Below are 15,900 nucleotides of genomic sequence, written 5' to 3' on the forward strand. Positions count from 1 at the left end.
TTTGCTGTTGTCAGGTTTGCGCGCGGGCCGCGGTGATGCCGCTGCCGTGCCGTACCCAAGTCTTTACCCTAGCTAAGTTTGGCGGCACTAGCTAAGCGTCGAGGATTTCGCCGGTGGTCATGTTGACGGCAGGAACCGTGGCGGCTTCCTCGACGCCGCCGCCAGCGAAGTGCCGGACGATCGCGGCGGCCAGGGAGGGGCCAATCCCCTTGGCGCCGGTGAGTTCCTCCTGCGTCGCGGCTTTGATCCCCTTGACGGAGCCGAACTCCGCCAGGAGGGCCTTGCGCTTGGACTCGCCCAGACCGGGTACGCTGTCCAGGGCGGAGGCCGTCATGGCCTTGCYGCGCTTTTGCCGGTGGAAGGTGATGGCGAAGCGGTGGGCCTCATCGCGGATCCGCTGCAGCAGATACAGGCCGGCGGAGGCGCGCGGCAGGATCACCGGGAAATCGCTGTCCGGCAGCCACACCTCTTCGAGCCGTTTGGCCAGGCCGACCACATACACGTCCTCGATGCCGAGCTCTTCCAGCGCCCGTGCGGCGGCATTGACCTGCGGTTTGCCGCCGTCGACGACGACGAGGTTGGGCGGGTAGGCGAATTTGCTTCGCGGTGTTGGCGTCGTGGAGTCCGCGACCGCCGCGGCGGTCGCCGCGTCCAGGGCGGCCTGGTGCGCCGGTTTGGCCGCGGCCGCCGCCTGCTCGTCTTTTTCTTGAAGATAGTGCCGGAACCGGCGGGTCAGCACATCATGCATGGCCGCCGTGTCGTCAGTGGCCGCGGCGCCGGTCACGGCGAACTTCCGGTAGTCGGACTTTTTCGGCAGGCCGTCCTCGACCACCACCATGGAGCCGACCACGTTGGTGCCCTGGACGTGTGAGATGTCGAAGCACTCGATCCGCAGCAGCGCCACGGGAAGCTCGAGCGCTTCCTGGATTTCCTGCAGGGCCTGGGAGCGCATGGTGAGGTCGCCGGCGCGCCGGGATTTGTGAAGTTTGAGGGCGTGCTCTGCGTTTTCACGGACCGTGGACAGGAGGGCGGCCTTGTCTCCGCGCTGGGGAACGCGGATGTCCACCCGGGCCCCGCGCAGGCCGCTGAGCCATTGCGCGAGCTCCGGGGCGTTGCTGGGTTCGGCAGGCACCAGCACTTCCCGGGGCAACCTGCCCTGGAGCCCGGCTTCCTCGCCGTAGACCTGCTGGAGCAGGTGTTCGACCAGTTCCGGGGTGGTGGAGTCCTCGACCTTTTCCACCACCCAGCCGCGCTGGCCGCGGATCCGTCCGCCCCGGACGTGGAAGACCTGCACGGCGGCCTCGAGCTCGTCTTCGTGCAGGGCGAAGACGTCGGCGTCCGTGCCCTCGGCCAGGACGACGGCATTACGTTCGAAGACCTTCTTAAGCGCCACGATGTCGTCCCGGAGCCGGGCCGCGCGTTCGTAGTCGAGCTCAGCAACTGCCGCGGCCATCTCCCGTTCCAGCCGGTTGACGAAGGGCTTGGCTTCGCCGCCCATGAACGTGCAGAAGTCCTCGGCCAGGGCGCGGTGGTCCGCGGCGGAGATCCGGCCGACGCACGGCGCGGAACATTTGTCGATGTAGCCGAGCAGGCAGGGCCGGCCGCTGGCTTCGGCGCGCTTCAACACCCCGGCGCTGCAGCTGCGGACCGGGAACACCCGCAGCAGGGTGTCCATGGTGTCCCGGATCGCGCCGGCGGTGTACGGGCCGAAGTACCGGGTCCCCTTGCGCCGGTCGCCGCGCAGCACCTGGACGCGCGGGTACTTCTCCCCCATCGTCACGGCGAGGTACGGGTAGCTTTTGTCGTCCCTGAACATCACGTTGAAGCGGGGCGTGAATTCTTTGATCCAGGTGTATTCCAGCTGCAGCGACTCGAGTTCGCTGCCCACCACGGTCCATTCGACGCTGCTGGCCGTGTGGACCATGGCATAGGTTTTGGGCATGAGCCCGGCGGGGTTGGCGAAGTAGGTGTTCAGTCGGGCACGGAGGTTCTTGGCCTTGCCGACGTAGATGACCCGGCCGTGCGGATCGCGGAAGCGGTATACGCCCGGATTGGTCGGAATTTCACCCGTCTGGGGTCGGTAACTCGCTGGATCTGCCACACATCAAGTCTACTGAGCCGCCGGCGGTGCCGTTGCACGTGCACCGCCGCATGCCCGGCGGATCACGGGGGGCCGGGAGCTGCGCGCTATTCGGCCGACTTGCTCTGGTTGTAGCTGGTGGAGCGTTCCTGGCCGCTCAGGTCTGCGATTGCGTCCATGATGCGGTCCGTGACCTGGCGGCGGGCCGGCAGGGAATGGTCCGGTCCGGTTTTCTCGAAGTACAGCGGCTCGCCGACCTTCATGGTGAAGTGCTGCGGTTTGACGGACTTGCTGTCCGCGGGCTGCAAGTGTTCGGTGCCGATCAGGCCCACCGGGATTACGGGCGCGCCGGTGGTGAGGGCCAGCCAGCCGACGCCGGTGCGGCCGCGGTACAGGATGCCGTCGCGGGAGCGGGTGCCTTCGGGATAGATGCCCACGCCCTTGCCGGAGTCGAGGATGTCCAGCAGCGTTTTCAGCGCCTGGACGCTCGCCGCCTGCTCGCCGCGTTCCACCGGAATGGAGCCGACGGCCTCGAAGAAGGACTTCATGGCCTTGCCTTTGATGCCGCCGGTGGTGAAGTATTCAGCCTTCGCGAAGAAGGCCACGGGCCTCGGCATGAGGGCCTGGACGATCACGCTGTCCAGGAACGAGAGGTGGTTCGGGGCGACAATGAACGGCCCATCCTTGGGCACGTTTTCCAGGCCGATGACCGTGGGACGGCACGTGGTGGTTACAAGCCCCCGCGTGGTCCAGCGGATTGCGTCAAACATTGCCATCGGTGTGCACCTCGTTCAGGGCTGTGGTTCCCGGGCGTTCGGAGAGCCGGTTGATCGTCGCGTGAAGCGCCGTGGTGTTGTGCACGATCTCGACGGCACCGGCCGCGTGCAGTTCGCCGTCAGGCGCAAACCCCCAGCCTACGCCGATGCAGTCCAGTCCGTTCGCAGCGGCCCCGGCGACGTCCTGTGCCCGGTCCCCCACCATCACGGCCCGGCCGGCGGCCGCAGGGTCCGCGGCAGCGAGGTCCGAGAGCGCGGCGGCGACGATGCCGGCCTTACCTTCGGGAACGGAGCCTTCGGGGGCGGAGCCCGCTCCCGGGCTGGCGGCCTCGTCGGCGGCGGAGCCCCGGATGCTGTGGAAGAGCCCGGCGATGCCGTGATGCGCCAGTACAATGCGGGCAAGCCCTTCCGGCTTCTGGGTCGCGACGGCGATGGGCCGGCCCGCGGCGACGAAGTCCTCGAGGAGGCCGCGGATTCCCGGGTACAGCCTGCTCTGCGCGATTCCCGTGGATGCGTAGTGAGCAYGGTAGATGCGAATGGCGTCGTCCAGCTGTGCGGCCGGAACGCCGGCGATTTCCGTCAGGGAATGGCTGAGCTTGGGCCCAATCATGGCGTCCATCCGGGACTTGTCCGGAACCGGCAGGCCAAGCTCGGTGAGGGCCGCGGCGATACCGTCGGTAATACCCCCGGCGGGATCGACAAGAGTGCCGTCAAGGTCAAAGATTACGGGCACTGTTGTATGCGTCACCGGCTTAGTTTCTCATGAGTGTGCGGTTGCCAGAAATTCGCATGCTCCTTCAGGAATACATCGGGAATACATCAGGGGCTACATCACGCGATCCATCAGCGGATACATCCGGTGGAGACGTCCCTGCGGGCGGGGACGCGTGCGGCGGAAGCTTACCTGGCCCGCCGCACGGTCCCTGGCGGCCGGTGTTCAGGCGAGGAGCTCGGCGAGGAACGCAGCCGTGTGGCTCTCGCTCGACTTGGCCACCTGCTCGGGGGTGCCGGAGGCGACCACACGGCCGCCACCGGACCCGCCGTCGGGGCCAAGGTCCACGATCCAGTCGGCGCTCTTGATGACGTCGAGGTTGTGTTCGATCGTGATCACCGTGTTGCCCTTCTCCACGAGGCCCTGGAGCACCATGAGGAGCTTGCGGATGTCCTCGAAGTGCAGGCCCGTGGTGGGCTCGTCCAGGACGTAGACGCTGCGGCCGTTGGAGCGTTTCTGAAGCTCGGCTGCGAGCTTCACGCGCTGGGCCTCGCCGCCGGAGAGCGTGGTGGCGGGCTGGCCCAGCCGGACGTAGCCAAGGCCGACGTCGACGAGCGTGTTGAGGTGCCGAGCGATCGGCGAGAAGGCCGCGAAGAACTCGGCCCCTTCCTCGATGGGCATGTTCAGCACGTCCGCGATGGTCTTGCCCTTGTAGTGGACCTCCAGGGTTTCGCGGTTGTACCGGGCGCCGTGGCAGACCTCGCAGGGGACGTAGACGTCCGGCAGGAAGTTCATCTCGATCTTCAGGGTGCCGTCGCCGGAGCAGGCCTCGCAGCGGCCGCCCTTGACGTTGAAGGAGAACCGGCCCGGGAGGTAGCCGCGGACCTTGGCCTCGGTGGTCTCGGCGAAGAGCTTGCGGATGTTGTCGAACACGCCGGTGTAGGTGGCCGGGTTCGAGCGCGGGGTGCGGCCGATCGGGCTCTGGTCGACGTGCACCACCTTGTCCAGGTGTTCGAGGCCCTGGACGGACTTGTGCCTGCCGGCCACCTGCTTGGCGCCGTTGAGCTTGTTGGCGAGCACCTTGTAGAGGATCTCGTTGACCAGGGTGGACTTGCCCGAGCCGCTGACGCCGGTGACGGCGGTGAAGAGGCCCAGCGGGAAACTGGCGTCGATGTTCAGGAGGTTGTTCTCCTTCGCCCCGACCACCTTGAGCTCGCGCTTCTTGTCGTATTTGCGCCGCTTCTTCGGGATCTCGATTTTCCGCCGGCCGGAGAGGTAGTCGCCGGTGAGCGAATCCGTGTTTTCCAGCAGCGCCTGGTAGGACCCGGAATGGACCACCATGCCGCCGTGCTCGCCGGCGCCCGGTCCGATGTCCACCACCCAGTCGGCCTCGTGGATGGTGTCCTCGTCATGCTCCACGACGATCAGGGTGTTGCCGAGGTCCCGGAGCCGGGTGAGTGTCTCGATCAGGCGGCGGTTGTCCCGCTGGTGCAGGCCAATCGAGGGCTCGTCGAGGACGTACAGCACGCCCACGAGGCCGGAGCCGATCTGGGTGGCCAAACGGATGCGCTGGGCTTCGCCGCCGGACAGGGTGCCGGAGGGCCGCTCCAGGTTCAGGTACTCGAGTCCGACGTCGAGGAGGAAGGTCAGGCGGGCCTGGATCTCCTTGAGGACCTGGTGGGCGATCTGGGCCTCGCGGCCGGTGAGGACGAGGTTTTCGAGGAAGTCGGCGCATTCCCGCATGGGCAGSGCGGCGACCTCGGCGATTGACTTGCCGTTGATCAGCACCGAGAGCGACGCAGGGTTCAGCCGGGCACCGTTGCAGGCCGGGCACGGGACCTGGCGCATGTATTCCTCGTAGCGGTCGCGCGCATAGTCGGAATCGGTCTCGCCATGCTTGCGGTGGACGTACTGCACGACGCCCTCAAAACCGGTGCTGTACTTGCGTTCCCGGCCGAAGCGGTTGCGGTATTGCACCACCACCTTGTGGTCCTTGCCGTGCAGGACGGTCTGCCGGACGTCGGTGTCGAGCTTCTCCCACGCCGTCGTCATGGAGAAGCCGAGTTCCTCGGCGAGACCGGCCAGCAGCCGGTTCCAGTACTCCGTGGTGGCGGTGCCCAGGGACCACGGCGCAATGGCCCCCTCGGAGAGCGAGAGCTCGGGGTTGGGGATGAGGAGTTCCTCGTCGACCTCCAGCTTGGTGCCGATGCCGCTGCACGCGCTGCAGGCGCCGAAAGGGTTGTTGAATGAGAAGGAGCGGGGCTCGATCTCGTCGATCGCCAGGGGGTGCTCGTTGGGGCAGGCGAGGTGTTCTGAGAACGCCCTGATCCGCTCGGGATCGTCTGCTTCGAGGTCGACGAATTCGGCCAATATGCGGCCCTCCGCCAGTCCGAGGGCGGTTTCGACCGAGTCGGTCAGGCGCTGGCTGATACCTTCCTTGACCACGAGGCGGTCCACCACCACTTCGATGGTGTGCTTGAACTGCTTGCCCAGCTTCGGCGGATCACTCAGGTGGACGAGCTCGCCGTCCACCCGGGCCCGCGAGTAGCCCTTGGCGGTGAGTTCCTTGAAGAGGTCCACGAATTCGCCCTTGCGGCCGCGGACCACGGGTGCCAGCACCTGGAAGCGGGTGCCGTCCGGGAGCTCGAGCAGCTGGTCGACGATCTGCTGCGGGGTCTGCTTGGTCACGGGCTCCCCGCAGACGGGGCAGTGCGGCCGGCCCACACGGGCCCAGAGCAGGCGCATGTAGTCGTAAATCTCGGTGATGGTGCCCACGGTCGAGCGAGGGTTCTTGGACGTGGACTTCTGGTCGATGGACACCGCCGGCGAGAGGCCCTCGATGAAGTCGACGTCGGGCTTGTCCACCTGGCCCAGGAACTGCCGGGCGTAGGCGGAGAGGGATTCGACGTAGCGGCGCTGGCCCTCGGCGAAGATGGTGTCGAACGCGAGGGAGGACTTCCCGGAGCCGGACAGGCCGGTGAACACGATCATGGCATCGCGCGGCAGGTCGAGGTCCACGTTGCGCAGGTTGTGCTCGCGGGCGCCCTTGACGACGAGGCGCGTCATGTCCGGACGCTTCAGGACGGGGCGGGACGGGGCCGCATCCCGGACTGCCAGCGGCTCGACGGCGGAATGGACTTCAACGGCTGGATCTTCAGCTACAGCTTTAGGCACGAATCTAATGCTAATCGAAAACTTCTTCGAAAAACTATTCCGCGCGCCACGGGCGGCGCCGGATGTGCTATTGGCGGTCGTAGGCGGCGGCCAACAGCTGCACGGCCTCGGCGAAACTGGCGCCCTGGGCTTTGGCGGCCGCGGCGAACTCGGCGGCGGCGGCGGACAGCGAACTCCAGGCGGCATCGCGGGCACACACAACGGTCCCGTTGCGGCCCTTCGTCACTACGACGCCGGCGGCCTCGAGTTCCTTGTAGGCCCGAGCCACAGTGTGCGGGGCCACGCCCAGTTCGCCGGCCAGGCTCCGCACGGCCGGAAGCCTGGTGCCCGGCGCGAGTGTGCCGTTGTCGGCGCGCTCGATCACGTAGAGCCGCAGCTGTTCGAAGAGCGGGACGGAGCTGGCCGGATTGGTCCGCCAGGATCCGGGAAAACGCTCCCCCACGGCGTCCGCAGGGCTCACTGTTCGGCCTCCTGGACGGCCGGGACCTGTTCGCGGCCGGCGAACTGGGCCTCGTACAAATCCTTGTAGAGCCCCTGCCGGGCCACCAGCTGCTGGTGGGTGCCGTGTTCAACGATTCGTCCGTGGTCCATGACGAGAATTAGATCAGCGTCCCGGACCGTGGACAAACGGTGCGCGATCACGAAGCTCGTGTGACCGGCCCGCAGCTGCTCCATGGCATGCCGGATCTGCACCTCAGTGCGGCTGTCGACGGAGCTCGTCGCCTCATCGAGCACCATGATGCTGCGCCCGGCGAGCTGCGCCCGTGCGATCGAGACGAGCTGGCGCTGGCCCCGGCTCAGGGAGTCGCCGTCGTTGCCGAGCATCGTGGCGTAGCCGGCCGGCAGGGACCGGACAAACTGGTCCACGTGGCTGGCGTGGGCCGCCGCGACGATATCGGCTTCGGCGGCGCCGGGCCGGCCGTATTCGATGTTCTCCCGGATGCTGCCGGTAAACAGCCAGGCATCCTGCAGGACGATTCCGAAGGCGCGCCGCAGCTCGTCCCGCGGGATGGTGGCGATGTCCGTCGAGTCCACCAGGATCCGGCCGGAGTCGAGTTCGTAGAAGCGCATCAGGAGGTTGACCACGGTGGTCTTGCCGGCACCGGTGTGTCCCACGATCGCCACGGTCTGTCCCGGGTCCACCGTGAAGGAGAGGTCCTTCACCACGGGGGTGCCGGGGCTGTAGCTGAAGCTGACGTGCTCGAACGTGACCCGGCCCGCCACTGCGCCGGGATCCAGCAGGTCGCCGGGCGTGCCCGGGGCAGGGGCTTTGCGTCCGTTGGAGGATTTGCGCGGGACATGGAGCTTTCGCGCGGCCGTGAAGCCTTGCAGCTTGCCGGCGCCGTTCGCCGAAACGGCCGGCACGGCGCTGTCCGCAGGGATCTCCGGGGCGTCCAGCAGCTCAAACACCCGCTCCGCCGAGGCCAGGCAGGACTGCACGAGAGTCAGCATGCCGCCGATCTGGCTCACCGGCTGGCTAAAGAGACGGGAGAACTGGACAAAGGCCTGGATGCCGCCGATCGTCAAGAGCCCCGCGGTGACCTGCATCGCCCCCACAACAGCAATTGCGATGTAGTTGAGGTTGGCGACAAACACCAGCAGCGGCTGCACGATGCCGGACAAATACTGGGCGCGGGTGCTCGATCGGGTGAGCTTCTCGTTGCGCTCCCGGAAGCTCGCCGCCGACTCTTCCTGCCGGCCGAAGGCCTTGACCACTTCATGCCCGGTGAAGAACTCCTCGAGTTGGGCAGTCAGCGCCCCCGTGCTGCTCCACTGCTCCTTGAAGTGCGCCTGGGAGTGCCGGGCCACGAGCACGGTGATCATCGTGGACACGGGCACCGAGAGGATCGCGATCAGCGCCAGCAGCGGCGAGAGCCACAGCATCATGGCGAGAGCGGCCGAGAGCATCAGGACGGCCATGATCAGCTGGTTGAGGAGCTGGTTGAGCGCCTGGGAGATATTGTCGACGTCGTTCGTGGCCCGGCTGAGCACGTCGCCGCGGCGCTGCTCCTCGAAATGGCTGGACGGCAGCACATGGAGTTTTTGTTCCACGGAGCCGCGGAGGCCGTAGCTGAGTCGCTGCACCGCGGTGGCGGTCAGGCTGCCCTGGATCCAGCTGAACAGCGACGCCCCGACGTACATGGCCGAAACGGCCAGCAGCCGCCCGGCCAGCTGTTGCTCGTCGAGGGAGCCGCCCAGGAAGCCGTCGACGACGACGTCGGTGGCGTCGCCCAGCACCTTGGGCGCCGCCACGTTGAGTGTCACGAACGCGCAGGTCGCGGCGATGACGCCGGCCATCCGCCACTTCAGCGGCAACAGCAGGCCAAGCAGCCGGGCGGCGGTGTGCCATTTGATGCGCTCCGGCACGCCGGGTCCCGCAACGGTCCCGGCGCGGTGTGCCCGCGCGCGGCTCACGGGGCTTCCTCCAGCACCAGCTGGGACGCGGCAATTTCCTGGTAGCTGGGCGAGGACTCCATGAGTTCGCTGTGCGTGCCCTGCGCGACCACCCGGCCGCTCTCCAGTACGAGGATCAGCCCGGCGTCCACGATTGTTGACACCCGCTCGGCCACGATCAGCACGGTCGCCGAGCGCAGCAGCGGCTCGATCGCCGCCCGGAGCCTGATGTCGGTGCCGTAGTCCAGAGCCGAGAAACTGTCGTCGAAGAGGTAGGCGGGGGCCCGCTTGAGCAGGGCCCGCGCGATGCACAGGCGCTGCCGTTCGCCGCCGGAGAAGTTGGTGCCGCCCTGGCTTACGGGTGTGTCGAGCCCGAGCGGCAGGGCGCGGACAAAGTCGGCGGCCTGGGCAGCTTCAAGCGCCTGCCATATTTCGGGCTCGCTCGCGGCGGGCGCCCCGAACCGGAGGTTCCCCGCGACCGTGTCCGCGAACAGGTAGGACTGCTGCGGGACTATTGCGATCAGGCCGCGCAGGTCGTCCAGGGGCATCGCCCGCACGTTCTCCCCGCCGATGCTGATCTCTCCGGCCGTCGCGTCGAGGAAACGCGGCAGCAGGTTCAGGAGTGTCGTCTTGCCGCTGCCGGTCGCGCCGATGATCGCCGTCGTGGTACCGGCCCTGGCGGTGAAGGAGACGCCGTCCAGCACGGGTGCTTCGGCGCCGGGGTAAGCGAAGGACACGTTCCGGAACTCGACAGCGCCGGAGCGGCCCGGGGCGCCGGCGACGGCGGGCGCACCGGCGGTGCCCGCCGCACTGGCCCCGCCGGCCGGAATGGTGGCAGCGGTGGCCCCGGCGGGAACGGCCGGATCCGCGATGGCCGGTTCCGTGTCCAGCACCTCGCGGATCCGTTCCGCGCAGGCCGCCGCCCGGGGGGCGGTCATGAAGACGTACATCGCCATCATGATGGCAATCAGGATCTGCAGGATGTAGGCGATGAACGCCGTCAGCGCCCCCAGCCGCATTTCGCCGGCGTCGATGCGATGGCCGCCGAACCACACCACGAACACGGAGGAGATGTTGACCACGAACATGATCATCGGCATCATCGCCGCCACCAGGAGGGCGGATTGCAGATTGTTCCGGGTGAGGTCCTTGTTGGCTTCATCGAACCGGCGGACCTCGTGGTCCTGCCGGACAAAGCCGCGGATGACATTCGCGCCGATGATCTGCTCCCGCAGCACCCGGCCGATCCGGTCCAGGAGGCCCTGGCCCTGGCGGTACAGGGGAATCAGGCGGCGCACGATCACCGTCATGATCACCGTCAGGACCGGGATCACCACGACCACAATCCAGGACAGCACCACGTCCTGGTGCACGGCCAGCACGATGCCGCCGATGAAGATCGCCGGTGCGGCAATCAGCATGATGAACACCAGGACGGCGAGGTTTTGGATCTGGGCGACGTCGTTGGTGGCCCGGGTCACGAGGCTGGGCGCACCGAAAAGGCCCACCTCCTGGGAGGAGAAGGACTGCACCTTCGCGAAGAGCTCCCCGCGCAGCTGGCCGCCAATCTCCATGGCGACCACGGCGCCCAGATATCCGGCCGCGACGGCCGTGATCACCTGGACGGCAGCGATTCCGGCCATCCAGGCCCCGAGGTGGAGGATCTCCCCGGTGTCCCCGCCGATGATGCCGTCGTCGATGATCGCGGCATTCAGGGTGGGCAGGAGCAGGTTGGCGGTGGCTTGCACGAGCTGCAGCACAACGATGGCCAGCACGGTCCCTTTATGCGCGGACAACAGCCGCGACATCAGGCCTATAAGCACTGAACCTCCATTACTAGCCCAGGGCCCGGAATGGTGATCAGCCTAACGGCCGCCCCACACCGCCACGTCATTGTAAGCCCCATTCCGGAGTGCTTCGTGTCATGCGGCTGACACGCCGCCTACCCGGTCTTCTGCGCCACCGCGAACGTGCGGCGGAACGGGAAGACCGTCCCGTGCCGGCCTGCCGGATATGCGTCGTCCAGCCGTGCCGAATACTCGGCCTCGAACTCCCTGGCCTCGTCGTCGGGGAGGGCCGCGAGGACCGGCCTGAGTCCGGTTCCGCGGACCCACTCCAAAACGGGGTTGGCGCCTGGGAGCAGCTGAAGGTACGTGGTCTCCCAGGCGTCGGCGGCACAACCGGCGTCGAGCATGATCTCCAGATATTCCGCTGCCTCCCCCACCACGTCGTCGTGGCGGAGCACCCCGGCGAGCCGCCCCGCCCAGGCCGGAGAATCGGCCAGCTCCCGCATCAGGGTGTGCGACGGGGCATTGAAGTTCCCCGGCACTTGCAGCGCGAACCAGGCGCCCGGTTTGAGGGCATCGAGCCATAGGGGCAGGAGCTTTCGGTGGCCGGGCACCCACTGCAGGGCCGCGTTGGTGACCACCACGTCCGTGTCCCCGGACGGCAGCCAGTGCTCAATGTCGGCCAGCTCGTAGGAAAGATTGGGCGCCGCGGCTGCGTGGTCCTTGGAAGTGGCCAGCATTTCCGGCGACGAATCCAGACCCACCACCTGCGCGCCCGGCCAGCGGTCCGCGAGCGTCGCGGTCAGGTTGCCGGGACCGCAGCCGAGGTCCACCACGTGCCGCGGGGCTTCGGCGTGAATCCGACCGGTCAGATCAAAAAATGGTCTGTCCCGGTAGTCCCCGAACTGCACATATTTCTCCGGATCCCACTTCATGGCTGCCTCCAGTTCCCGGCACGTTGTCCTAACCGAAGCCTAGTCCCGGCCCGTGGGCCAGCCAAGGAAGCACGCCTGCGCTGCGGGCGGCTCACGGCGCGCGCCTGCACTGCGTGCGGTGCCGCGGCTACCACGCGGGCACTAAGCTGGACAGCAATGAAACTCGTTGATCAGCTCCCCGCCCCGGCCGCCCGTATCCCCGGCAGGACGGGCCTGGACCCGGACGAGCTCTACACCCGGTTTGTCGAGTGGACCGAGACCCGCGGCCTGGCCCTGTACACCGCCCAGGACGAGGCCATCATGGAGCTGGCCGCCGGCTCAAACGTCATCCTGGCCACCCCGACCGGGTCCGGGAAATCCCTCGTGGCCATTGCCGCGCACTTCCAGGCCATGGCCCGCGGGCAGCGGAGCTACTACACCGCCCCGATCAAGGCCCTCGTCTCGGAAAAGTTCTTCGCCCTCTGTGAGATCTTCGGCGCCGACAACGTCGGCATGATCACCGGCGACTCCGGCGTGAACCAGGACGCCCCAATCATCTGCTGCACGGCCGAGATCCTGGCCAACATCGCCCTGCGTGAAGGTTCTGCGGCGCAGCTCGGCGCCGTGATCATGGACGAGTTCCACTTCTACTCGGACCCGCAGCGCGGCTGGGCGTGGCAGGTGCCGCTGCTTGAACTGCCTCAGGCGCAGTTCCTGCTGATGTCGGCGACGCTCGGCGATGTCAGCCGATTCGAGGACGGCCTCAGCGACCTGACCGGCCGCACGACGACGACCGTCAGTTCCGCGGAACGCCCCATCCCGCTGCACTACTACTACGAGCAGACTCCGGTCCACGAGACGCTCGAGGAGCTGCTCGCCACCAAGCAGGTCCCGGTCTACGTGGTCCACTTCAGCCAGGTCGAGGCGATCGACCGGGCCCAGAACCTGATGAGCATCAACGTCTGCACCCGCGAGGAAAAAGACAAGATCGCCGAGCTCATTGCCGGGTTCCGCTTCGCCGCAGGCTTCGGCAAGACCCTTAACCGCCTGGTCCGGCACGGGATCGGCGTTCACCACGCCGGCATGCTGCCGAAGTACCGCCGGCTGGTCGAACAGCTTGCCCAGGCCGGTCTGCTGAAGGTCATCTGCGGCACGGATACGCTCGGGGTGGGCATCAACGTGCCCATCCGCACCGTGCTGCTGACGGCACTGAGCAAATACGACGGCGTCCGCACCCGTCTGCTGAACTCCCGTGAGTTCCACCAGATCGCCGGGCGCGCCGGCCGCGCCGGCTATGACACCGCAGGAACCGTGGTGGTCCAGGCCCCGGAGCACGTGACGGAAAACGTGAAGGCGATGGCCAAGGCCACRGCSAAGTTCGGCGACGACCAGAARAAGCTSCGCCAGGTGGTCAAGAAGAAGCCSCCGGARGGCTTCGTGTCCTGGGGCGAACCGACGTACAAGCGGCTGGTCGAGTCCGTTCCGGATCCGCTGACGTCGAGTTTCACCGTGACGCATGCGATGCTGATGAACCTGATGGAACGCCCCGGCGACCCGTTCCAGGCCGCCCGCCGCCTGCTCACCGAAAACCACGAGACCCGTCCGGCCCAGCTGCGGCTCATGAAGAAGGCCCTGGGAATCTACCGCGAGCTGCTCGCGGCCGGCGTCGTGGAGCGGATCCCGGCCGGGGAGCAGGGTGCTGACGGCCGCACGGTCCGGCTCACGGTCCATCTGCAGGCAAACTTTGCCCTCAACCAGCCGCTGTCCCCGTTCGCGCTGGCGGCGCTGGAGCTGCTGGACCCGGAGTCGCCGTCGTACGCCCTGGACGTGGTGTCGGTGATCGAGGCGACCCTGGAGAAGCCGCGGCAGATCCTCTCGGCACAGCAGAAGAAGGCGCGCGGCGAGGCGATCGCGGCGATGAAGGCCGACGGCATCGAGTACGACCAGCGGATGGCAATGCTCGAGGAGGTCACCTACCCGCAGCCGCTCGCCGGGATCCTCGGCGAGGCGTTCGACGTCTACCGCAAGGCCGCGCCCTGGGTCGGCGACTTCGAGCTCGCGCCCAAGTCCGTGGTCCGGGACATGTACGAGCGCGCCATGAACTTCGGCGAGTTCGTCCAGTTCTACGGCCTCGCCCGCTCGGAGGGAATCGTGCTGCGCTACCTCGCCGACGGTTTTAAGGCGCTCCGCCAGACGGTCCCGCAGGATGCCCTCCGTGAGGACCTCGAAGACCTCATCGCCTGGCTGGGCGAACTGGTCCGGCAGGTGGACTCCAGCCTGCTGGACGAATGGGAAGAGCTCACATCCGGCGCGGCGCCCACACCGCATGACGCTCCGCCGCCCCCGCCGCCGTCGCTGACCTCCAACATCCGGGCCTTCCGGGTGATGGTGCGCAACGAGATGTTCCGCCGCGTGGAGCTGTTCGCCGATGAGGCCGCCACCGCCCTGGGCGAGCTCGACGCCGGGTCCGGCTGGGACGCCGAGCGCTGGGAAGATGCCCTCGATGACTACTTTGATGAGCACAACGACATCGGCACCGGACCGGACGCCCGCGGTCCCGGGCTGCTGATCATCACCGAGGAACCCGGGGTGTGGAAAGTGCGGCAGATCTTCGATGACCCCGCCGGCAACCACGACTGGGGCATTTCCGCCGACGTGGACCTGGCGGCCTCGGACGAGTCCGGGACCGCCGTCGTCCGCGTCACGGACGTCAACCGGCTCTAGGCGGGACGGCACGGGGGCTGGCCTGCACGGGGGCGGCCGTCGCCGGCGCCGGTACCCCAGCCTGGGCCTTCGCGCCGCGGGTAAACTCGGACAATGAGTGTAATCCGGCCTGCCACAGCGCATGACGTCCCTGCCATCCTGCAGATGATCCACGACCTCGCCCTCTACGAGAAGGAACCGGACGCCGTCCGGAACACCCCAGAGATGCTCACCGAGGTCCTTTTCGGCGAGCATCCCAAGGTTTTCGCCACCATGGCGGAGAACTCCGCGGGCGAGGTCCGCGGCTTCGCCCTCTGGTTCCTGAACTACTCCACGTGGGAGGGCGTCCACGGGATTTACCTCGAGGACCTCTACGTCCGGCCGGAGGCCCGCGGCGAGGGCCACGGCAAGGCACTGCTGCAGCACCTGGCAGCGACCGCCGTCGACCGGGGCTACGCGCGCGTCGAATGGAGTGTCCTGGACTGGAACGAGCCCTCCATCAACTTCTACAAGAACCTCGGCGCTTCGCCGATGGAGGAATGGTCCACCTTCCGCCTCACCGGAGCGGCGCTGACGGCCTTCGGCAGCCGCCCGGCAGTTGCCGGCGCCGGCTCCCCTGCCGGCTCCAGCTCCAGTTCCCGCGAGGCGGCCACCCGTGGCTGATCTCCCAATGACGGGGCTCATGGGAGCCTTCCTGCTGGAGACTGCAACCAGCGCCGGGCGCAAAGTTCCGCACAGCGTCCGGGCACGACACACCTACCGGGGAATGCGGACCGCGGAACACTACTTCCAGGTCCCCCTTGACCACTTCAGCGAGGCGGGGCGCCGCGGCGAAACCATCTCCGTGTTCGCCCGCGAGTACGTGTCCACCGAACACAGCGAGGCAGAGGCCGCCGGGCTGCCCTGGCTGCTTTTCCTGCAGGGCGGTCCCGGCGGGCGTGGAAACCGGTTCCCGTCGCTGGGCGGCTGGAGCAAGGCCGCCGCGAAGGACTTCCGGATCCTCATGCTGGACCAGCGCGGCACCGGCCTGTCCTCGCCCGTCGACCGCAACACGCTGCCGCTGCGCGGCACCGACGCGGAGCAGGCTGACTACCTGACGCACTTCCGCGCCGACTCGATCGTTGCCGACGCCGAAGCGATCAGGGCAGCCCTGGACTCCGCCCCCTGGACCATCTACGGCCAGAGCTACGGCGGTTTCTGCGCGCTCAGCTACCTTTCCTTCGCCCCCGAGGGGCTGCGCGAGGTCCTCGTGACGGGCGGGCTGGCCCCGCTGGGCGGCTCCGCCGACCGAGTGTACCGGGCCACGTTCCAGCGGGTCGCGGCCCGGAACGCCGAATACTTTGACTGGTATCCCGAGGAC

General features: G+C 67.6%; 11 protein-coding genes. 3 read left to right on the forward strand and 8 right to left on the reverse strand.

What is annotated here, in order from left to right; genetic code table 11:
• Positions 1-91 precede the first annotated feature (91 nt).
• The 8 genes from uvrC to AC1DHX_RS13760 all read right to left on the reverse strand — a co-directional run bounded on the left by uvrC (position 92) and on the right by AC1DHX_RS13760 (position 11,858).
• On the reverse strand, positions 92-2,101 hold the full coding sequence (uvrC, locus tag AC1DHX_RS13725) for an excinuclease ABC subunit UvrC (RefSeq protein WP_476900128.1): 2,010 nt from the start codon (positions 2,099-2,101) through the stop codon (positions 92-94).
• An 86-nt stretch (positions 2,102-2,187) separates the two neighbouring features.
• Positions 2,188-2,856, reverse strand: coding sequence for a lysophospholipid acyltransferase family protein (locus tag AC1DHX_RS13730; RefSeq protein ID WP_026266350.1), 669 nt, complete (start codon positions 2,854-2,856; stop codon positions 2,188-2,190).
• Positions 2,843-3,604, reverse strand: a complete 762-nt coding sequence (locus tag AC1DHX_RS13735; RefSeq protein WP_476900129.1) for an HAD hydrolase-like protein — start codon at positions 3,602-3,604, stop codon at positions 2,843-2,845. The genes AC1DHX_RS13730 and AC1DHX_RS13735 overlap by 14 nt, the downstream gene beginning before the upstream one ends.
• Positions 3,605-3,793: 189 nt before the next feature.
• Entirely contained in the window at positions 3,794-6,742 is a 2,949-nt protein-coding gene (gene uvrA, locus AC1DHX_RS13740) for an excinuclease ABC subunit UvrA (RefSeq protein WP_476858609.1), read from the reverse strand.
• A gap of 67 nt (positions 6,743-6,809) precedes the next feature.
• Positions 6,810-7,202, reverse strand: coding sequence for a GntR family transcriptional regulator (locus AC1DHX_RS13745; RefSeq protein ID WP_476849612.1), 393 nt, complete (start codon positions 7,200-7,202; stop codon positions 6,810-6,812).
• Positions 7,199-9,040 carry an ABC transporter ATP-binding protein gene (locus AC1DHX_RS13750; protein ID WP_476858769.1) on the reverse strand — a complete coding sequence of 614 codons (1,842 nt, stop codon included), beginning with the start codon at positions 9,038-9,040 and terminating at the stop codon, positions 7,199-7,201. The genes AC1DHX_RS13745 and AC1DHX_RS13750 overlap by 4 nt, the downstream gene beginning before the upstream one ends.
• Before the next feature lie 113 nt (positions 9,041-9,153).
• Positions 9,154-10,944: an ABC transporter ATP-binding protein gene (locus AC1DHX_RS13755; protein WP_476858770.1), complete on the reverse strand. Its 1,791-nt coding sequence runs from the start codon at positions 10,942-10,944 to the stop codon at positions 9,154-9,156.
• Positions 10,945-11,078: 134 nt separating this feature from the next.
• Entirely contained in the window at positions 11,079-11,858 is a 780-nt protein-coding gene (locus AC1DHX_RS13760) for a trans-aconitate 2-methyltransferase (protein ID WP_476858610.1), read from the reverse strand.
• Between the two features lie 156 nt (positions 11,859-12,014).
• Here AC1DHX_RS13760 and AC1DHX_RS13765 point away from each other — a divergent pair, with 156 nt between their 5' ends.
• The 3 genes from AC1DHX_RS13765 to AC1DHX_RS13775 all read left to right on the forward strand — a co-directional run.
• Positions 12,015-14,561 carry a DEAD/DEAH box helicase gene (locus AC1DHX_RS13765; protein ID WP_476858611.1) on the forward strand — a complete coding sequence of 849 codons (2,547 nt, stop codon included), beginning with the start codon at positions 12,015-12,017 and terminating at the stop codon, positions 14,559-14,561.
• A gap of 93 nt (positions 14,562-14,654) precedes the next feature.
• Entirely contained in the window at positions 14,655-15,203 is a 549-nt protein-coding gene (locus AC1DHX_RS13770) for an N-acetyltransferase family protein (protein WP_476849610.1), read from the forward strand.
• A 19-nt stretch (positions 15,204-15,222) separates the two neighbouring features.
• A partial coding sequence (locus AC1DHX_RS13775) for an alpha/beta fold hydrolase (RefSeq protein WP_476900130.1) occupies positions 15,223-15,900 on the forward strand: 678 nt, incomplete at its 3' end.

The sequence above is a fragment of the Arthrobacter sp. 05N33_2 genome, assembly GCF_056397425.1.